Raw genomic sequence first — 17,769 nt, 5'->3', positions numbered from 1 at the left:
CAAGGGAGGGGCAGGGCATGGCACTGCCGGGGTACGACCCGCACGCCTTCGAGCCGTTCGCCGTCACCGTCGACCTGGCCGTCTTCACCGTCCGCGGCGGACTGCTGCACGCCCTGCTGATCCGCCGCGGCAAGGAGCCGTACGCCGGGCAGTGGGCCCTGCCCGGCGGCTTCGTCCTGCCCCGCGAGTCCGCCGAGACCGCCGCCCGCCGCGAACTCGCCGAGGAGACCGGGCTGCCGCCCGCCACCGTCGCTGCCCTCCACCTGGAGCAGCTGCGCACCTACAGCGAGCCGGACCGGGACCCGCGGATGCGGGTGGTGTCGGTGGCCTTCACCGCCCTCGTCCCCGACCTGCCCGAACCGGTCGGCGGCAGCGACGCCGCCGAGGCCCGCTGGACCCCGCTCGACCCGGTTCCGGACCTGGCCTTCGACCACGGCCGGATCCTGGCCGACGCCCGCGACCGCGTCGGCGCGAAACTCGAGTACACCTGCCTCGCCACGGCCTTCTGCCCGCCCGAGTTCACCCTCGGCGAGCTGCACCGGGTCTACGAGACCGTCTGGGGCGCGGCGCCCGACCGCCCCAACTTCCGCCGCAAGGTGCTCGCCACCCCGGGGTTCGTCGAACCGGTCCCCGGCGCGGCCCGCCTCACCGGCGGCCGCGGCAAACCCGCCGCCCTCTACCGGGCCGGCCCGGCGACCGCCCTCCACCCGCCCCTGCTCCGCCCCCGCCCGGAAGGACGCCCGTGATGGACCGCACCAGCACTGAACGCACCGAGAGCACCCCGGGCACCGGCGGAGCCGGGACCGGCGGGGCGACCCGTACCGGCCTGCCGGAGGCCCGTACGGGGGCCGCTGCCGAGGCCCGTACGGAGGCCTCTGCGGGGACCCGCCGCGACCGCGCGCCCAAGCGGGCGGCGACCGGCTCGCTCCTCGGGCTGGCGCTCGGGGACGCCCTCGGCTTCCCCACCGAGTTCAACGACGTGCCCGCGATCCTCGCCAAGTGCGGACCGTGGCGCACGATGGAGCTGCCCCGGCCGGCGATCGTCACCGACGACACCCAGATGACCCTCGCCCTCGCCCGCGGGCTGCGGACCGCGATGGACCGGGGCGCACTCGGACCGCTGCGGCTGGCCCGGCCGGTCCGCGAGGAGTTCGTGGACTGGTACCACTCGCCCGAGAACAACCGGGCACCCGGCCGCACCTGCATGGTCGCCTGCCGGCTGCTGGACTCGGCCCGGCCCTGGCAGGAGGCCAGCCAGACCGGCTCCAAGGGCTGCGGGGCCAATATGCGCGTCGCGCCGCTGGGACTCGTACCCGGGCTGACGGAGGCGGAGCGCGCCGCGGCCGCGCAGCTCCAGTCCGCGCTGACGCACGGCCACCCGACGGCCCTCGCCGCCTCCGACCTGACCGCACACGCCGTCCACCTGCTGGCCCGCGGCACCGAACCGACCGGACTCGTCGGCCTGCTGCGCTCGTACGCCCTCGACAACCGCACCCGCTACCACGAGCGCTGGCTCGGCGACCTGTGGTCCCGCACGCCCTCCGACCCCTCCCCGGAGGCCTTCATCGCCCGCGGCTGGGACGAGTGCCTGGCGGTCCTCGACCGGCTCGCCGCGGCCCTGCGCAACCCCGCGCCGGAGCTCGACCCCTGCCTGGCCACCGGCGAGGGCTGGGTCGCCGAGGAGGCCCTCGCCACCGCCCTGCACTGCTTCCTGCTCTTCCCGGAGGAACCGCTCCTCGCCCTGCGCCGCGCCGCCTGCACCGCGGGCGACTCCGACTCGATCGCCTGCCTCGCGGGCGCCTTCGCCGGAGCCCACCTCGGCGCGGCCGCCTGGCCCGCGGAGTGGACCGCCCGCATCGAGTACCGCACGGAGCTCCTGGCCTTCGGCTCCCTCTGGGACGCGTGAACCCCGCGTGACCCAGGCCGCGGTCCGGCCGGGGAACCGGCCCGGCGGTCAGAGGGCCGAGGCGCGGCGGGTGCGGACGAGGAAGTCCTCGACGCGCGCGAGGTCCGGGTCCTGGGGGAGCGGGGAGGCCGGCAGGGCCCGCTCGGCCTCCTCCGCCAGGCGGTTCATCCAGGACTCGACCTCGGACCACGGCAGTTCGCCGCGCTTCACCGCGAGGAGGCGTGCGCGGGAGGGGCCCGCGTCGATGTCCAGGCTCCCGGTGCGCAGCAGGTCGCGGCAGGACAGCAGCAGGCGCAGCAGGTGCATGGCGTGCTTCCAGCGCGGGGCGCCGTGGACGCGGACGTCCGCGTCGAGCTTGTGGCGCTGCCCCGCGGCGTAGCGGGTGAAGGTGGTGTGGGCCCGGCGGGAGAGGAACGCCCCGCGGAGGGAGAGCAGTTCCTCCCCGACGGGGGTGGTCTTCTCGACCAGGGGGGAGTGCAGGCACTCCAGGATGTTGGGGTTCGCCTTCAGGGCCAGTTCGCAGAAGCGCTCCAGCTCCCAGGAGAACTGCTCCTCCAGCGGCCCCTCCACGTGCGTCGGGGGCTTCTCGAACCGCCAGTACAGGGGGGTGGGGGCCAGGTAGACCCCGCGCCGGTCCGTATCGCTGGCCTCCGTGGCCAGGCCGAAGGCGCGCGAGCCCATCACGCAGGCGTAGACGGTGTGTTCGCGCACCAGGGCCAGGCCCGGCGCCTCGGTGGTCGGCTTCGGCTGCATGGGGCGAAGGCTACGCCAGGCGGATCTCCCCGCCGGAGACGGTGATCTTCTTCTCGGGGAGGGGGAGGGTGGCGGGGCCCTTCTCGACCGCGCCGTCCGCGATCTTGAACTTGCTGCCGTGGCAGGGGCAGTCGATGGTGCCGTCGGCCACCTTGTTGACCAGGCAGCCCTGGTGCGTGCAGGTCGCCGAGAAGGCCTTGAACTCGCCCGCCGTGGGCTGGGTGACCACGACCTTCGCGTCCTTGACCACCGTGCCGCCGCCCACGGGCACCTCGGAGGCCTTCAGCAGGGCCTCCCCGCCGGCCCCGCCGCCCGGGGAGGCCGAGGCGGACCCGGAGGCGGAGGAGCCGGCCGCGGTCGGCTGCATCCCGCCGTCGCCGCTGCCCGTGTCCACCCCCTCGGTCCCGCAGGCGGTCAGCGCCCCGGCGGCGAGCGCCGCCGCGCCGGCCGCCAGGACGGTGCGCCGCGCCGCCCCCTCGCGCCCGGCGCCCTCCCGTACGGCGTCCTGCTGCCCGGCGTCCTGGCACCCGCAGTCCTCACGCATGGCGTCTCCTCAGTGTCGGTGGTGCGTCGCGGCAGCATCCTGGCGTGCCGCGGGCTCCGTGAGAAGCACGCGTACCGGGCGCGTCAGGGTGCCGGCGCCCACGGGGCGAGGTCGCGCGGTACGCCGTCCTGCCCGCGTACGACCTCCCAGACCCGCACCACGGCGGCCCGCTCGACGGGTCCGTGCACGTGCGGGTACCGGGCGCCGCTTTCACCCTCACGGCGGACCTCGGCGCCCAGCGCGGCCTCGTCGATCTCCAGGGCCAGCAGCGGGCCGGGGGTGTCCCGGTAGTGCGCACCGGCGATCTCCAGGACCGTCGGCCGGTCCGCCGAACAGTGCACGAAACCCTCGGAGTCGAGGGACGGCGGGGCGTACGGGAGGTCCGGCGCGGCCGACCAGGCCGCCAGCGGGACGAGGTGGAAGATCATGCCGACGGTTCTACCGCAGCGGGCCGCGCGGCCCGTGCCGGGGGCTGCGCCAGGTGGCGGCATGATCCGGTCTGGGGGAGATTGTCCGTGTCTCGAAGCCGGGCGCGCTCCTGCTCCTCCCAGGCGCCCGGTCCTTCCTCCGAAAGGCGTGACCATGGCGGGAAATGACCTCGGCTCTCTTCTCGGCGGCCTCCTCGGCGGCGGCCAGGGCGGCAGCGGGGGCGGTGGCGGAGGCGGCGGGAACATCCTCGGCGCCCTCCTCGGCGCCCTGATGGGCGGCGGCGCCGGCGGCTCCCAGGCCGGCGGCGGGGGCGGCGGCAGCAACCCCCTCGGAGGGCTCCTCGACATGCTGACCAAGTCCGGCCTGGTCGACCAGGCCCAGTCCTGGGTCGGCACCGGGGAGAACCAGCCCGTCACCGCCGACCAGATCAAGGAGGCCCTGCCCGACGAGGCCCTCCAGAAGGTGGCCCAGGAGAACGGGGTCAGCCCCGACGCGGCCGCCGCCGAGATCGCCCAGCTGCTGCCGCAGGCCGTGGACAGGCTGACCCCGGGCGGCCAGGTGCCCTCGGGCTCGCTGGAGGACATCATCAAGGCGCAGGGCGGCTGACGGTCACCGCAGACCCCGCGACGGGCCCGGTACGGGGACCCGGTGCGCGCCCGGCCGGGCGCGCACCGGGTCCCCGCGGCCGTCCGGGCGGGCCGCCCCGACTACGCTGGTCCGGCCGGTCGAGGGCCGGTCGTACGGCCGCGGCGCGGCCCGGCCGTAGGGACGGCGCAGGCCGCACTGCTGTCGTGGCGCGGGGCGGACCGGCGGACCGCAGCAGCCGTACGGCGTGCCGCAGCCCCGAGGGCCCCGCGGTCGGCCGGCCGGCGGTCCGCACCCGCCCGTACCCGCAGCACGCAGACCCCAGCAACGAGGAGCGCCCGTGAGAACCGCCGTCGTCATCGGAACCGGACTGATCGGCACCTCCGCGGCACTCGCCCTCGCCGGGCGCGGGGTCGCCGTCCACCTCGCCGACCACGACCCCGCCCAGGCCCGGACCGCCGCCGCCCTCGGCGCCGGCACCGAGGAGCCCCCCGAGGGCCCGGTGGACCTCGCGATCATCGCGGTGCCCCCGGCCCACGTGGCCGCCGCCCTGGCCGACTCCGTCGGGCGGGGCCTGGCCCGCGGCTACATCGACGTCGCGAGCGTCAAGGGCGGCCCCAAGCGGGAACTGGAGGCCCTCGGCGTGGACCTCACCCGCTACCTCGGCACCCACCCCATGTCCGGCAAGGAGCGCTCCGGGCCGCTGGCCGCCAGCGCCGACCTCTTCGAAGGCCGCCCCTGGGTGCTCACCCCCACCCGCGACACCGACACCGAGGTGCTCAACCTCGCCCTGGAGCTCGTCGCCCTCTGCCGGGCCGTCCCCGTGGTGATGGACGCCGACGCCCACGACCGGGCCGTCGCCCTCGTCTCCCACACCCCGCAGCTGGTCTCCTCCCTGGTCGCCGCCCGCCTGGAGGGCGCCGACGAGACCGCCGTACGGCTCTGCGGCCAGGGCATCCGCGACGTGACCCGGATCGCGGCCTCCGACCCCCGGATGTGGGTGGAGATCCTCTCCGCCAACCCCGGCCCGGTCGCCGACGTCCTCTCGGGCATCGCGGCCGACCTCGACGAGACCGTCCGCGCCCTGCGCGCCCTCCAGTCCGCCGACGGGGACAAGCGGCAGGACGGGGCGGGCGGCATCGAGGACGTGCTGCGGCGCGGCAACGCCGGCCGGGTCCGGGTGCCGGGCAAGCACGGCGCCGCCCCCGCGGCCTACGAGACCGTCGCGGTGCTCATCAGCGACCAGCCGGGCGAGCTGGCCCGGATCTTCGCCGACGCCGGCCGGGCCGGGGTCAACATCGAGGACGTGCGGATCGAGCACGCCACCGGGCAGCAGGCCGGTCACGTGCAGCTCATGGTCGAGCCCAAGGCCGTACCGGTGCTGACCGCCGAGCTGCGCGAGCGCGGCTGGGCCCTGCGCCGCCAGTAGGGCCCGGCGGCCGGAGGGGTACGGGCTGTCCGCCGGGGTCTCACACGGCGTGCGCGTTCCGGTGCAGCCCGCCCGCCCCGTACACGGGTCGTGGGCGGGCGCCGGGACTCGGTAACCTAGAAGAGGGGCGCTTTCGTGCGCCCTGATCGAGCCGCGGGCAGGCCGCGGAACACGCCGCGCCAGCAGACCGCGCCAGCAGAAGGGCCCACCACCGTGGAAACCGCCGTGATCGTCGCCATCGACGGACCCTCCGGCACGGGCAAGTCCAGCACCTCCAAGGCCGTGGCCGCCAAGCTGGGACTGCGCTACCTGGACACCGGCGCCCAGTACCGCGCCATCACCTGGTGGATGCTGAGCAACGGCGTCGACGTGAGCGACCCGCAGGCCGTCGCCCTGGCGGCGGGCAAGCCGGCCATCGTGTCCGGCACCGACCCGGCGCACCCGACGATCACCGTCGACGGGCTCGACGCCTCCGGTCCGATCCGCACCCAGGAGGTCACCTCCAAGGTCAGCGCCGTCAGCGCCGTCCCCGAGGTGCGCACCCTGATCACGGACCTCCAGCGCGCCATCGCCGCCGAGGCCGCCGGGCAGGCCGCGGGCATCGTCGTCGAGGGCCGGGACATCGGCACCACCGTGCTGCCCGACGCCGACCTCAAGATCTTCCTCACCGCCTCGGCCGAGGCCCGCGCGGCCCGCCGCAGCGGGGAGCTCAAGGGCAAGGAGGCGGCCGACCTCGCCGCCACCAGGGAGGCCCTCATCAAGCGCGACGCCGCCGACTCCGGCCGCAAGACCTCCCCGCTGGCCAAGGCCGGCGACGCCGTCGAGGTGGACACCACCGAGCTCACCCTCGACCAGGTCATCGAGTGCGTGGTCACCCTCGTCGAGGAGCGGCGGACGGAGAAGCGGGCCGCGCAGTGAGCACCGCGCCCGCCGCGTCCCCACCGGGCGCCACCCCGGCGCCCTCCCTGCGCGGAGCGGCCGTCGGCCGGCGCATCGGCATCGGCCTGATGTACGGGTTCTGGCGGCCCCGGGTGCTCGGCGCCTGGAAGGTCCCCTCCGCGGGCCCCGTCATCCTGGCCGTCAACCACGCGCACAACATCGACGGCCCCATGCTCATGGGGACCGCCCCGCGGCCCGTGCACTTCCTGATCAAGAAGGAGGCGTTCGTCGGCCCGCTCGGCCCCTTCCTGGAGGGGATCGGGCAGGTCAGCGTCGACCGCACGGGCACCGACCGGACGGCCGTCACGGCGGCCCTGAAGGTGCTGGAGCAGGGCGGCGTCCTCGGGATATTCCCCGAGGGCACCCGGGGCGAGGGCGACTTCGCCGCGCTGCGGGCCGGGCTCGCGTACTTCGCGGTCCGCTCCGGCGCCCCGATCGTGCCGGTCGCGGTCCTCGGCAGCACCGAGCGCCGCGGCCGCCTGGTCAAGGCGCTCCCGCCGCTGAAGGGCCGGGTCGACGTCGTGTTCGGCGAGGCCTTCCAGGCCGGGGACGGCACCGGCCGGCGGACCCGCACGGCCCTCGACGCGGCCACCGAACGCATCCAGCAGCGGCTCACCGCCCACCTGGACCACGCCAAGCGCCTGACCGGCCGCTAGGCGAGACTGAACGAAACGAGTAGTGGACCCGCCCCGCACGGGACGGCCCCCACCGACCACCACGGACGACGAGGAACGGACTTCATGAACGACCAGCACGACCACGGAGCACTCGGCGACGCCGAGTACGCGGAGTTCATGGAGCTCGCCGCGGACGAGGGCTTCGACCTCGAGGACGTGGAGGACGCGATCGGCGAGGCCGGACACGGCCCGCTGCCCGTCCTCGCCGTCGTCGGCCGCCCCAACGTCGGCAAGTCGACCCTGGTGAACAGGATCATCGGCCGCCGCGAGGCGGTCGTCGAGGACAAGCCCGGCGTCACCCGCGACCGCGTCACCTACGAGGCCGAGTGGGCCGGCCGCCGCTTCAAGGTCGTCGACACCGGCGGCTGGGAGCAGGACGTACTCGGCCTCGACGCCTCCGTGGCCGCCCAGGCCGAGTACGCCATCGAGGCCGCCGACGCCTGCGTGTTCGTGGTCGACGCCAAGGTCGGCGCGACCGACACCGACGAGGCCGTCGTCAAGCTGCTGCGCCGGGCCGGCAAGCCCGTCGTCCTGTGCGCCAACAAGGTCGACGGCCAGAGCGGCGAGGCCGACGCGGCCGCCCTGTGGTCCCTGGGCCTGGGGATGCCGTACCCCGTCTCCTCCCTGCACGGGCGCGGCACCGGCGACATGCTCGACGCCGTCCTGGAGGTGCTCCCGGAGGCCCCGGCGCAGACCTTCGGCGGCGCCGCGCTCGGCGGCCCCCGCCGCATCGCCCTCATCGGCCGCCCGAACGTCGGCAAGTCCTCCCTGCTCAACAAGGTCGCCCGCGAGGAGCGGGTGGTCGTCAACGAGCTGGCCGGCACCACCCGCGACCCGGTCGACGAGCTGATCGAGCTCGGCGGGGTGACCTGGAAGTTCGTGGACACCGCGGGCATCCGCAAGAAGGTCCACCTCCAGACCGGCTCGGACTACTACGCCTCGCTGCGCACGGCCGCCGCCGTGGAGAAGGCGGAGGTGGCGGTCATCCTGATCGACACCACCGAGAAGATCAGCGTCCAGGACCAGCGCATCATCACCATGGCCGTGGAGGCGGGCCGCGCCATCGTCATCGCCTACAACAAGTGGGACGAGCTGGACGAGGAGCGCCGCTACTACCTGGAGCGCGAGATCGAGACCGAGATGCAGCAGGTGGCCTGGGCCCCGCGCGTCAACGTCTCGGCGCTCACCGGCCGCCACATGGAGAAGCTGGTCCCGGCCATCGAGACGGCGCTCGCCGGCTGGGAGACCCGCGTCCCCACCGGCCGGCTGAACGCCTTCCTCGGCGAGATCGTCGCGGCCCACCCGCACCCGATCCGCGGCGGCAAGCAGCCGCGCATCCTGTTCGGCACCCAGGCGGGCACCAAGCCGCCGCGGTTCGTACTGTTCGCGTCCGGCTTCCTGGAGGCGGGCTACCGCCGCTTCATCGAGCGCCGCCTGCGCGAGGAGTTCGGCTTCGAGGGCACCCCGGTGCACATCTCGGTGCGGGTGCGCGAGAAGCGCAGCAAGAAGAAGTAGCGGCGCGGCCGCGGGGCTCAGTACCCGCGGCGGGGAGCGGGCGGCAGTGCCGCCGGGACGGGTGTCCCGGAGGGGTACGGCCGCCCGCTCGCGTATGCGGACGCGGGTGCGGGCACGGCGGGCGCCGGCCGGGCGGGCTGCCCGGCGTACGTGGCCTGGACGTCGGGGACCGGCAGCCACGCGTCCGTGACCGGCGGGGTCCCCCAGGCGGGCGGCGCGGGCCACCCCCCGCGGCCCCCGGAGGAGCCGTCCGCGCCCGGGTACGGGCCGCCGGAGCCGCTCCCGGCCGGGTAGGGGCCCGTACCGCTCGCGGAGGTGTAGGAGCCCGTCCCGTACGGGTCGCCGTACCGGGACTCGAACCCTGCGGGGGAGGCCGGGACGGGGGCCGCGGGGAAGCCCGCGGAGGGGCCGGGGGGCAGCGCGGGCAGGAATCCCGGGGAGGCGGGGGCCGGGGCCGGCGGGACCTGGGCCGCTGCGGCGGAGGAGAACCCGGGCGGGGAGCCCCAGGACCCCCAGTACCCCGAGGTGCCCGCGGTGCCGGAGCCGGCGGAGGAGCCGGGCGGGGCGCCCCAGGTGCCGGAGCCCGGCGTGAGCCCGGAGAGGGGCGCGAAGGTCGGGAAGCCCACGCCGGCCGTGCCGCCCCCGGGGCCGAAGCCCGCGTACCCGAGGTCCTCCTCGCCGGTCCGGTCCCCGGGCAGGGCCCGGAAGGACCGCAGGTACTCCGAGTACAGCGCGTCGAAGATCGGGGTCTGCGACAGCGCGGCCGCGTCCCGTTCGTGGCGCACCGGCACCACCGGGCTCTGGTACGAGCCCGCGAACGGCTGCGGGACGGGCTGGGGGCGGTGGGCGTCGTATGCGTGCACGTCACTGCCAACGACACGTGGGCCGGACAGATGCGGGCGCAGGGGTGAAAACGCAGATCGCCGGGGGTGCCGGGGGATCTTCCCCGTACCCCCGGCGCACGCGTGCGGGGCCGCCCGGCCCGGACCCGGGTCGGGCGCCCCCCGGCGGGACCCGGGTGCCCGCCCGGGGCTCAGGTGCCCGCGAGCGGCATCGTGGCGGCGACGAGCAGCCCGGAGGCGGCGGCCTTGTCGAGCGCGTCGCGCAGCAGGTCCTCGCGGGGCTGCTGGCCGATGGAACCGACCGGGGCGGCGTACACGAGCACCTTCTGGGTGCGGTTCACGGCTGCGCGCCAGCCCTCGGTGACGGGCAGCGCCTGGTGGGCCTGCCACCAGGCCACCGGGCTGCCGCCCGCGGCGCCGGGCTGCAGGACGGCGTGGAGCTGGCCCATCGCCAGGAGCACGGACCAGCCGGAGAGCACGGACGGGACCGCGGTCATGTCGGTGACCGGGATGAACCCCTGCTCGATGAGGAGCGGCAGGAAGTCGTCGCCGGGGCCCGTGGTGCCGGGGCGGGCGATGGGGGCCGTGGGCTCCACGACGAGGGCCGGGTGCAGCTCCCCGCCGAGCAGGACGAGCCCGCTGGTAATGCCGAGGACGGCCTGACCGCCGGGCACCGACTGCGGGACGCCCGCGGGCGCCGGCTCGGGCTGCCCGGTGATGCTGGCCACCGCCCCCTGCAGCTGGTCCTCGGAGACCTCGACGACCTGGGAGGGGATGCACGTGGCGTGCGCGAAGGCCAGGACGGCGGTCTCGTCGCCGACGAACAGCACGGTGCTGGTCGCTTCGCGTTCCGAGTCGCCCGGGGTGCGGCAGGAGGTGCAGTCGTAGCTGCCCGGCGCGGTCTCGCCGGAGAGCAGCAGCTCGGCTTCTTCGTCGCCGATCTCGGCGCGTACGTCAGGGCTGACGTCGAGCATGCGCGACACGGGGTGACTCCTCGGATAGGCGTGCGTGGGCCGGGCCGTTCCCGGCTCTGCGGGGCTCAACGGGGGAGCCGCGGCCGGGGTCACGCCCCCGGGCGCGGACAGTTGGCGGACCGGCCGGTTCCGGCCGCCGGGTGGGGGACGGTGCGCCGACCGGGTGGGGCCGGGCCGGATGCCGCGCGGCGGGCACGGAAGGCCTGGCAGGGGTACGTAGCGTGGCCCGATGCCCGAACTCCGGACCAGGGCGGCCGTCCTGCTGGCCGCCGCCGTGCTGCTGTTCACCCCGACGGCCGAAGCGGCCGGGGCGGGGGGAGCCGGGGGAGCCGGGACGACGGCGGGGGCGACTGCGCGGACCACGGGGGGATCCGCCGCGGCTCCGGCGCCCCCGGCTCCCGGTCCCGCGGGTCCCGCGGGCTCACCGGGTCGGGTCGGCCGCGGGCGGGGGGACTGCGGGGCGGGCCGGCAGTGGCCCTGGGACTGCGTGGCGGACTGCGAGTCCACCGGGCGCTGGAGCGTGAACACCGGCAACGGCTTCTACGGCGGGCTCCAGTTCCGACAGAGCACCTGGGAGCGCTACGGGGGCGCGGTCTTCGCCCCGCGCGCCGACCTCGCCACCCGCGCCCAGCAGATCCGGGTCGCCGAGGAGGTGCTCGCCTGGCAGGGCTGGCGGGCCTGGCCGACCTGTTCGGTGCGGTACGGGCTGTCGGGCCGCGCCCATGTGGTGCGGGCCGGGGACACGCTGTCGGCGCTGGCGCGCCGGTACCGGATCCCGGGCGGCTGGCAGGAGCTGCACCGCGTGAACGCCCAGCTGGTCGGGCCGCGTCCGGAGCGGATCGCCGTCGGCATGATGCTGGCCCTGCCGCCGACCGCACCGGCCCTGGCGCCCCCGCCGGCCCCGATCCCGGCCCCAACGCCCGTACCGGCTCCCGCGCCTCCCCCTGGTCCCGCGCCTGCTCCGGCCCCTGCGTCCCCGCCGGCTCCGGCGCCCGCCCCCGTACCGGTTCCGACGGCTCCGCGGCCCGGTGGCGGGATGCGCGCGGGCGGGTGACGCGGGGCGGGAGAGGGCGGGGAACTGCCGGGGCCCGCAGGCGTGCGCGGACGGTACCGTTCCGGCGGCCCGAATTCACCCGTCGGCCATGTCCGTTAAGGGGTGAAGTAATGGTGTGCCGCATGCGGCGCATTCGGCTGCGAAAAGGCCAGGAAACCCGGGGGAAAGTCCGCGGCCGGGCCCGGGAATGGGAACTCTGTGCGTATCCCGTGCTCCCGGTACGGGTGAATGGGCCGCGGTAAACGCCTGTCGACGTTCTGTGACACAAGCGTGACCCGGGAGGGACCGGGGTGTGGGAGGGCCGGGCCGGGCGGTGCGGGGTGGTCGTGCGTACCGCCCCCGCGGTGCCGGGACCCGGGGCCCGTCCTCAGCCGCCCGTGACCGGGCGGGCGGCGGCGCCGCGCGGGGCGCGCTCGGCGTGCACCGGGGCAGGGCGGCGGCTGCCGGCCGGGCCGGCGGCGGTGCGCTCGGTGCGGAACAGGTGGACCCGCGGGGCGTGGTGCGGTCCGTGCGCCGTGCGGGCCGCCGCGGCGAGCCCCTGGCCCGGGTTCGCACCCGTCCCCGCTGCGGCCGCGGCGGTCTGCCGGGCGGGCTCCTCCTCGGCGGCCGCCACGCGCTGTGCGTACGAGCCGGCGCGGGCCGGGAGGATGGCGACCGGTACGGGCTGCGGGAGCGGTCCGGCGGGCTCTGCGGTGCGCAGCCGGTCGCGCACCAGGTCGCGCAGTTCGAAGACCAGGGCCTCGGCGCGGGCGATGAGCGGCTCGAACCAGGGCAGGGCGAGCAGGATCAGCAGTCCGGCGGCCCAGCCCAGCAGCACGTCGCTCACCCAGTGCGTACCCAGGTAGACGGTGGTGGCGCCGACGCTGAGCGCGACGACGGCGGACAGCACGGAGAGGTTGCGCCGGGTGCGGACGGTCGAGGCCAGGTAGGCGAGGATGCCCCAGGTGACGACGGCGTTGGCGGTGTGGCCGGAAGGGAATATATCCCCGCCGGCGAAGAGCTCGGCCGAGCCGATCTGGGTGGCGTAGTGCGGTCCGAGGCGGCCGAGGCCGAGCTTCACGGAGCCCACGGTCACGTTGAGCAGGAGCAGGGCGACGCCGAGGGTGAGCAGCGGGCGGATCGTGTGCTGGCGCCAGGAGCGCCAGCCCAGCCAGGCGGCGACCATGACCGCCGTGGGGCCGCGCTGGCCGAGGACGACGAGGTAGTCGAGGAAGGCGTGCAGCTCGGGCCACTGCTCGTACGGACGCCAGAACATCACCTGCCAGTCCAGGCGGACCAGCCAGGAGGTGGTGAGCACGGCCACGACGATCGCCAGGTAGAAGGCCAGCGTCGCGCCGAAGAGCACCACACGGTGCCGGCTCATCTGCGGCGTCTGCAGATGAGCCGGTCGTTCGGGTTCCCGGTCGAGGCGGGCGAAGAGCCGCTCCAGTCGGGACGGGATTTGGTCGGTACGCACTCAATCGACGTTACCCCGCGCGCGTGCGGCACCCGGACGAATCGCGGGGTTTGTGATGACCATGTGATGTGGAGTAGGTCTCATTCCGGCCCTTATTTCAGGCAATCCGAGAATGGTACGGGCCGGGCTGATCCGTACTCCGTCAATTCTTGAGTGCGCTTACCCCGCCTTTATCTCTTCGGGTGAATCCACGGCCGGGCTATTCGGAATTCAATCCTCCGGTATGCCTTTACGGCAGTCGTCTTCAGTGATCTACGGGACTGCTGTGGCGCCTGTCTACGGCGGCCCCGAGCCGTTCAGCCAGAAGGCCCCGTACACCGCCGAACCCGCCGCCAGCACCCCCAGCAGCAGCGCCGCCCACCGCGTCCGCCACCGCGCCAGCGCCACCGCCGGCGGCAGCAGCAGCGGGAACGCGGGCAGCAGCAGCCGCGGCTTCGAGCCGAAGTACCCCGAGGCGCAGAGGGCCAGCGCGACCACGATCCCGCCGTACACGAGCAGCGCGGCCGGCTGCCGCTGCCGCACGCACAGCGCGCACAGCCACAGCACCAGCCCCACCCCCAGCACCAGCCCGGCCCCCGCGAGGATCCCCGCCGGCCCGCCCGAGGCCAGCCTCGCCCCGATGAACCGGGCGAAGGCCCAGCCCCCGTCGAAGCCGTTGCCCCAGCCCGCCTGCACGTCGAGGTACCCGAACAGGCCCCGCCCGGTGCGCACCCCCACCCACAGCACGTACGCCGCCGCGCCCAGCGGGGCCAGCAGCACCCCGGCCAGCATCCGCCCGGACCGCTCCCGCTCCCCGCGCCGCCAGGCGAGCAGCGCGGCCACCCAGACCGCCGCCACCACCGCCGCGCCCACCGGCCGGGTCAGCCCCGCCGCCGCGGCCAGCGCACCCGCCGCCACCCAGCGTCCGGTCAGCACGGCGTACAGGGACCAGGCCGCGAGCGCCGTGAACAGCGACTCGCTGTACGCCATCGACTGCACGATCCCCACCGGCAGCGCGCCCCACAGCACCGCGGCCGCGATCCCCGCCCGGCGCCCGTACAGCAGGTCCGCCACCGCGAAGACCCCCCAGGCCGCGGCCAGCGAGGCGGTCCAGGACACGGCCAGGCCCGCATCGGCGTAGGAGAGCCCGGTCACCGCCGAGACGCCCCGCTCCAGCCAGGGGAGCAGCGGGAAGAAGGCCAGGTTCGAGTGGACGTCCCCGTTGGGGAGCACCACCTCGTACCCGTACCCCTGCCCGGCGACGCGGGTGTACCAGAGCGAGTCCCAGCGGGCGGACAGCAGCGTGTGCGGGCTGCTGCCCGCGGCCGCGCCCCAGGCCGCGAGCACCGCCAGCCCCAGCAGCCGGACCGCCGCGAACCCGGCGAGCGCGGGCGCGGCCCGCCGAAAATCAAGATCCTTCACGGGCATGATTATCGGTGGTGGCGGGCCCCGGGCACGGTCCGTGACCGTCCGCGCACGCCGGGGGAGCGAGTGGCGCACGCCACACCCCGGCGCTCACCGGGGTGAGAGCTTGACCACGTGAATCACAGGCGAACTCGCGTACGCTGGCGATTCCTCGCGTGTCGATGCCGGACCCCGTAGGACACTGCCGGACCCAGGTCCCGGCAGCAGAGATCGACGCTGGTCCGCCGAGCGCGAGGGCTCATCCCGGGAGGTACGCACATGTCAGGGACGAACACGGCCGGTGAGCGCCGGACCCCCTCCCCCCGGCAGCGGCTGGCCGGTGCCGCCGGCGGCGGCAACCGCTGGGTCGTCCTCGTCGTCCTGTGCGTCAGCCTCGTCTTCGTCGCCCTCGACGCGACCATCCTGCACGTGGCCGTCCCCTCCGTCACCGAGGACCTGCGCCCCGGCTCCATCGAGCTGCTGTGGATCGTCGACGCCTACCCGCTCGTGTGCGCCGCACTGCTGATCCTCTTCGGCACCCTCGGCGACCGGGTCGGCCGCCGCCGCGTCCTGCTCCTCGGCTACCTGCTCTTCGGCGCGGCCTCCGCCCTCGCCGCCTTCGCCGACAGCGCCCAGGTGCTCATCGCCGCCCGCGTCCTGCTCGGCACCGGCGGGGCGATGATCATGCCCGCCACCCTGTCGATCATCCGGCAGGTCTTCCCCGACCGCCGCGAGCGGGCCGTCGCCATCGGCATCTGGACCGCCGTCGCCGCCGTCGGCGCGGCCGCGGGCCCCGTGCTCGGCGGCTTCCTCGTCGAGAACTTCTGGTGGGGCTCGGTCTTCCTCATCAACATCCCGCTCATGGCCCTGCTGCTCCCGGCGGCCCGCTGGCTGCTGCCGGAGTCCCGGGGCCAGGCCGACGGGCCCTGGGACGTGCTCGGTGCCCTGATGGCCGCAGTTGGCGTGCTCGGCGTGGTCCTCGGGGTCAAGCGGGCGGGCGCCGACCGCAGCTTCCTGGAGGCCGGGGCCCTCGGGCCTCTGCTCCTCGGCACCGCACTGCTGGTGCTCTTCGTCCGCCGGCAGCGGCGGCGCACGCACCCGCTGATCGACATGCGGATGTTCTCCCGCGCCTCCTTCTCCACCTCCGTCGGCTGCATCGTCCTCGCGATGCTCGCCCTGGTCGGCCTGGAGCTCATCGCCGTCCAGTACCTCCAGCTGGTGCTGGACCTCAGCCCCCTCGAAACCGGGCTGCGCCTGCTCCCGCTGACCTTCGCCGCCATGGCCGCGGGCGTCACCGGCTCGTACACCCTGCACCGCATCGGCCCCCGGCTGATGGTCTCGCTGGGCTTCACGCTCACGGCCCTGGCCGTCCTGCTGCTGACCCTCATGGGCCAGCACGACCGGCCCGTGCTGCTGACCGCGGGCTTCGTCCTGCTCGGCTTCGGCCTCCAGACCACCCTCTTCGGCGCGTACGAGTCGATGCTCAGCGAGGCCCCCGTCCAGCAGGCAGGCGGGGCCGCCGCCATCGGCGAGACCTCGTACCAGTTCGGCGCGGGCATGGGCATCGCCCTGCTGGGCAGCGTGATGAACGCCGCCTACGCCCCGGGCGTGCAGCACGTGCCGGGCGTGTCCGCGGCCGATGCGGCGGGCGCGGGGAACTCGCTCGGCGAGGCCTACCAGATCGCCGCCGGGCTCGGCGGCAGCGCGGGTGAATCCCTCTACCACGCGGCCCGTCACGCCTTCGTGCAGGGTCTGCACACCACCCTGCTGGTCAGCGCCGGGCTGCTGCTCCTGGGGGCGCTGGCCGCCCTGCGGCTGCCGCGCACCATGGACTGTGAGCGGGAGCAGCAGCAGGACGCCGCCGCGGCGGCGCGGACCGCGGGCGGCCCCGTGCTGCCCCAGCAGTCCGGACCGGCCGGTGCCGCCGGCGCGGCAGCGGGGTCCGGGTCCGGACCGTCCGTCGGCCGGGTCAAGGTGCCGGCCCCGGCCCGGCACGGCGCAGCCGCCCCGGCCCGGTCTGGACGCACGGCACCCTGAGCCGTAACGTCGGCACCGAAGCTGGAAACTTACACTGCTAGTTTTCGCGTGCCGCCGGGAGGCCCCGCCGTGACTTCTTCCTTCGTACCCGCCGACCCCCTCGGCCTCGACGAACTGCTCGGCCCCGAGGACCTCGCCGTCCGGGACACCGTCCGCAGCTGGGCCGCCGACCGCGTCCTGCCCCACGTCGCCGACTGGTACGAGAAGGGCGAGCTGCCCGTCATCCGCGAGCTGGCCCGCGAGCTGGGCTCCCTCGGCGCCCTCGGCATGTCCCTGGAGGGCTACGGCTGCGCCGGGGCGAGCAACGTCCAGTACGGCCTGGCCTGCCTGGAGCTGGAGGCCGCCGACTCCGGTATCCGCTCGCTGGTCTCCGTACAGGGCTCCCTCGCCATGTACGCCATCCACCGCTACGGCTCCGAGGAGCAGAAGCAGCAGTGGCTGCCCGGCATGGCTGCCGGCGAGCTCATCGGCTGCTTCGGGCTCACCGAGCCCGACGTGGGCTCCGACCCCGCCGCCATGCGCACGTACGCGAAGAAGGACGGCGCGGACTGGGTGCTCACCGGCCGCAAGATGTGGATCACCAACGGCTCGGTGGCCGCGGTCGCCGTGGTCTGGGCGCAGACCGAGGAGGGCGTGCGCGGGTTCGTCGTCCCCGCGGACGCGCCCGGGTTCTCCGCCCCCGAGATCAAGCACAAGTGGTCGCTGCGCGCCTCCGTCACCAGCGAGCTGGTCATGGACGGCGTACGGCTGCCCGCGGACGCGGTGCTCCCCGGGGTCACCGGGCTCAAGGGCCCGCTCAGCTGCCTGAGCCACGCGCGGTACGGGATCGTGTGGGGCGCGATGGGCGCGGCGCGCGCCAGCTTCGAGGCGGCGCTCGACTACGCGAAGACGCGCGAGCAGTTCGGCAGGCCCATCGGAGGCTTCCAGCTCACCCAGGCCAAGCTCGCGGACATGGCCCTCGAACTGCACAAGGGCATCCTGCTCGCCCACCACCTCGGCCGCCGCATGGACGCGGGGAAGCTCCGCCCGGAGCAGGTGAGCTTCGGCAAGCTGAACAACGTCCGCGAGGCCATCGAGATCTGCCGCACGTCGCGCACGATCCTGGGTGCCAACGGCATCTCCCTGGAGTACCCCGTGATGAGGCACGCCACCAACCTGGAGTCGGTGCTCACCTACGAGGGCACCGTGGAGATGCACCAGCTGGTCCTGGGCAAGGCACTCACCGGGCTCGACGCCTTCCGGTGAG

17 protein-coding genes are annotated in these 17,769 nt (G+C 75.2%); 10 read left to right on the top strand and 7 right to left on the bottom strand.

The features are described from left to right. Nucleotides 1-17 precede the first annotated feature (17 nt). Both ACZ7JZ_RS23460 and ACZ7JZ_RS23455 read left to right on the top strand, forming a co-directional pair. A complete protein-coding gene (locus ACZ7JZ_RS23460) occupies nt 18-746 on the top strand; it encodes an NUDIX hydrolase (RefSeq protein WP_470942501.1) in 729 nt (242 codons plus the stop codon). After that, a complete protein-coding gene (locus ACZ7JZ_RS23455; RefSeq protein WP_470942498.1) occupies nt 746-1,906 on the top strand; it encodes an ADP-ribosylglycohydrolase family protein in 1,161 nt (386 codons plus the stop codon). The genes ACZ7JZ_RS23460 and ACZ7JZ_RS23455 overlap by 1 nt, the downstream gene beginning before the upstream one ends. 48 nt (nt 1,907-1,954) lie before the next feature. Here ACZ7JZ_RS23455 and ACZ7JZ_RS23450 read toward each other — a convergent pair whose 3' ends face one another. The 3 genes from ACZ7JZ_RS23450 to ACZ7JZ_RS23440 form a co-directional block, all read right to left on the bottom strand. Further along, nucleotides 1,955-2,659: a nucleotidyltransferase domain-containing protein gene (locus tag ACZ7JZ_RS23450; protein WP_470942496.1), complete on the bottom strand. Its 705-nt coding sequence runs from the start codon at nt 2,657-2,659 to the stop codon at nt 1,955-1,957. A 10-nt stretch (nt 2,660-2,669) separates the two neighbouring features. Continuing rightward, nucleotides 2,670-3,203 (bottom strand): Rieske (2Fe-2S) protein, encoded by a 534-nt coding sequence (locus tag ACZ7JZ_RS23445; protein ID WP_470942494.1) that lies wholly within the window; start codon nt 3,201-3,203, stop codon nt 2,670-2,672. Nucleotides 3,204-3,286: 83 nt separating this feature from the next. Continuing rightward, the gene (locus tag ACZ7JZ_RS23440; RefSeq protein ID WP_470942490.1) at nt 3,287-3,631 is read right to left on the bottom strand and encodes a DUF952 domain-containing protein; all 345 of its coding nucleotides are present in this window, start codon (nt 3,629-3,631) and stop codon (nt 3,287-3,289) included. A 154-nt stretch (nt 3,632-3,785) separates the two neighbouring features. Here ACZ7JZ_RS23440 and ACZ7JZ_RS23435 point away from each other — a divergent pair, with 154 nt between their 5' ends. The 5 genes from ACZ7JZ_RS23435 to der all read left to right on the top strand — a co-directional run bounded on the left by ACZ7JZ_RS23435 (nt 3,786) and on the right by der (nt 8,777). Then, on the top strand, nt 3,786-4,238 hold the full coding sequence (locus ACZ7JZ_RS23435) for a YidB family protein (RefSeq protein ID WP_470942486.1): 453 nt from the start codon (nt 3,786-3,788) through the stop codon (nt 4,236-4,238). Between the two features lie 319 nt (nt 4,239-4,557). After that, on the top strand, nt 4,558-5,646 hold the full coding sequence (locus ACZ7JZ_RS23430; RefSeq protein ID WP_470942483.1) for a prephenate dehydrogenase: 1,089 nt from the start codon (nt 4,558-4,560) through the stop codon (nt 5,644-5,646). Nucleotides 5,647-5,859: 213 nt separating this feature from the next. Next, on the top strand, nt 5,860-6,564 hold the full coding sequence (gene cmk, locus ACZ7JZ_RS23425; protein ID WP_470942477.1) for a (d)CMP kinase: 705 nt from the start codon (nt 5,860-5,862) through the stop codon (nt 6,562-6,564). Beyond that, the gene (locus tag ACZ7JZ_RS23420; RefSeq protein ID WP_470942473.1) at nt 6,510-7,241 is read left to right on the top strand and encodes a lysophospholipid acyltransferase family protein; all 732 of its coding nucleotides are present in this window, start codon (nt 6,510-6,512) and stop codon (nt 7,239-7,241) included. The genes cmk and ACZ7JZ_RS23420 overlap by 55 nt, the downstream gene beginning before the upstream one ends. 84 nt (nt 7,242-7,325) lie before the next feature. Next, the gene (gene der / locus ACZ7JZ_RS23415; protein WP_470942470.1) at nt 7,326-8,777 is read left to right on the top strand and encodes a ribosome biogenesis GTPase Der; all 1,452 of its coding nucleotides are present in this window, start codon (nt 7,326-7,328) and stop codon (nt 8,775-8,777) included. A 17-nt stretch (nt 8,778-8,794) separates the two neighbouring features. Here the strand turns inward: der and ACZ7JZ_RS23410 are convergent, their stop codons facing one another. Together ACZ7JZ_RS23410 and ACZ7JZ_RS23405 are read right to left on the bottom strand one after the other, a co-directional pair. Further along, nucleotides 8,795-9,640: a hypothetical protein gene (locus tag ACZ7JZ_RS23410; RefSeq protein ID WP_470942465.1), complete on the bottom strand. Its 846-nt coding sequence runs from the start codon at nt 9,638-9,640 to the stop codon at nt 8,795-8,797. A gap of 170 nt (nt 9,641-9,810) precedes the next feature. Continuing rightward, on the bottom strand, nt 9,811-10,602 hold the full coding sequence (locus tag ACZ7JZ_RS23405) for a hypothetical protein (protein ID WP_470942462.1): 792 nt from the start codon (nt 10,600-10,602) through the stop codon (nt 9,811-9,813). A gap of 220 nt (nt 10,603-10,822) precedes the next feature. Between ACZ7JZ_RS23405 and ACZ7JZ_RS23400 the strand changes: the two genes are divergently transcribed. Further along, nucleotides 10,823-11,647, top strand: a complete 825-nt coding sequence (locus tag ACZ7JZ_RS23400) for a LysM peptidoglycan-binding domain-containing protein (protein WP_470942460.1) — start codon at nt 10,823-10,825, stop codon at nt 11,645-11,647. A gap of 367 nt (nt 11,648-12,014) precedes the next feature. On the opposite strand, the gene ACZ7JZ_RS23395 is transcribed toward ACZ7JZ_RS23400, so the two are convergent. Further along, nucleotides 12,015-13,103: a phosphatase PAP2 family protein gene (locus tag ACZ7JZ_RS23395; RefSeq protein ID WP_470942458.1), complete on the bottom strand. Its 1,089-nt coding sequence runs from the start codon at nt 13,101-13,103 to the stop codon at nt 12,015-12,017. A 276-nt stretch (nt 13,104-13,379) separates the two neighbouring features. Next, the gene (locus ACZ7JZ_RS23390) at nt 13,380-14,510 is read right to left on the bottom strand and encodes a hypothetical protein (RefSeq protein ID WP_470942455.1); all 1,131 of its coding nucleotides are present in this window, start codon (nt 14,508-14,510) and stop codon (nt 13,380-13,382) included. Between the two features lie 255 nt (nt 14,511-14,765). Between ACZ7JZ_RS23390 and ACZ7JZ_RS23385 the strand changes: the two genes are divergently transcribed. Together ACZ7JZ_RS23385 and ACZ7JZ_RS23380 are read left to right on the top strand one after the other, a co-directional pair. Then, nucleotides 14,766-16,523 (top strand): MFS transporter, encoded by a 1,758-nt coding sequence (locus ACZ7JZ_RS23385; protein ID WP_470942452.1) that lies wholly within the window; start codon nt 14,766-14,768, stop codon nt 16,521-16,523. Nucleotides 16,524-16,592: 69 nt separating this feature from the next. Next, nucleotides 16,593-17,768 carry an acyl-CoA dehydrogenase family protein gene (locus tag ACZ7JZ_RS23380; protein WP_470942449.1) on the top strand — a complete coding sequence of 392 codons (1,176 nt, stop codon included), beginning with the start codon at nt 16,593-16,595 and terminating at the stop codon, nt 17,766-17,768. Nucleotide 17,769 lies beyond the last annotated feature (1 nt).

Source organism: Streptomyces sp. NPDC038213 (genome assembly GCF_055600495.1).
Note: the sequence above shows the minus strand (reverse complement) of the source record. Positions and strands in the feature narration are given on the sequence as shown.

What these genes read in the sequence shown, in the direction of transcription:
- ACZ7JZ_RS23390 (WP_470942455.1), bottom strand. Translation starts at nt 14,510, where the DNA reads ATGCCCGTGAAGGATCTTGATTTTCGGCGGGCCGCGCCCGCGCTCGCC.
- ACZ7JZ_RS23400 (WP_470942460.1), top strand. Translation starts at nt 10,823, where the DNA reads ATGCCCGAACTCCGGACCAGGGCGGCCGTCCTGCTGGCCGCCGCCGTG.
- ACZ7JZ_RS23385 (WP_470942452.1), top strand. Translation starts at nt 14,766, where the DNA reads ATGTCAGGGACGAACACGGCCGGTGAGCGCCGGACCCCCTCCCCCCGG.
- ACZ7JZ_RS23445 (WP_470942494.1), bottom strand. Translation starts at nt 3,203, where the DNA reads ATGCGTGAGGACTGCGGGTGCCAGGACGCCGGGCAGCAGGACGCCGTA.
- ACZ7JZ_RS23460 (WP_470942501.1), top strand. Translation starts at nt 18, where the DNA reads ATGGCACTGCCGGGGTACGACCCGCACGCCTTCGAGCCGTTCGCCGTC.
- ACZ7JZ_RS23440 (WP_470942490.1), bottom strand. Translation starts at nt 3,631, where the DNA reads ATGATCTTCCACCTCGTCCCGCTGGCGGCCTGGTCGGCCGCGCCGGAC.
- ACZ7JZ_RS23455 (WP_470942498.1), top strand. Translation starts at nt 746, where the DNA reads ATGGACCGCACCAGCACTGAACGCACCGAGAGCACCCCGGGCACCGGC.
- ACZ7JZ_RS23435 (WP_470942486.1), top strand. Translation starts at nt 3,786, where the DNA reads ATGGCGGGAAATGACCTCGGCTCTCTTCTCGGCGGCCTCCTCGGCGGC.
- ACZ7JZ_RS23450 (WP_470942496.1), bottom strand. Translation starts at nt 2,659, where the DNA reads ATGCAGCCGAAGCCGACCACCGAGGCGCCGGGCCTGGCCCTGGTGCGC.
- der (WP_470942470.1), top strand. Translation starts at nt 7,326, where the DNA reads ATGAACGACCAGCACGACCACGGAGCACTCGGCGACGCCGAGTACGCG.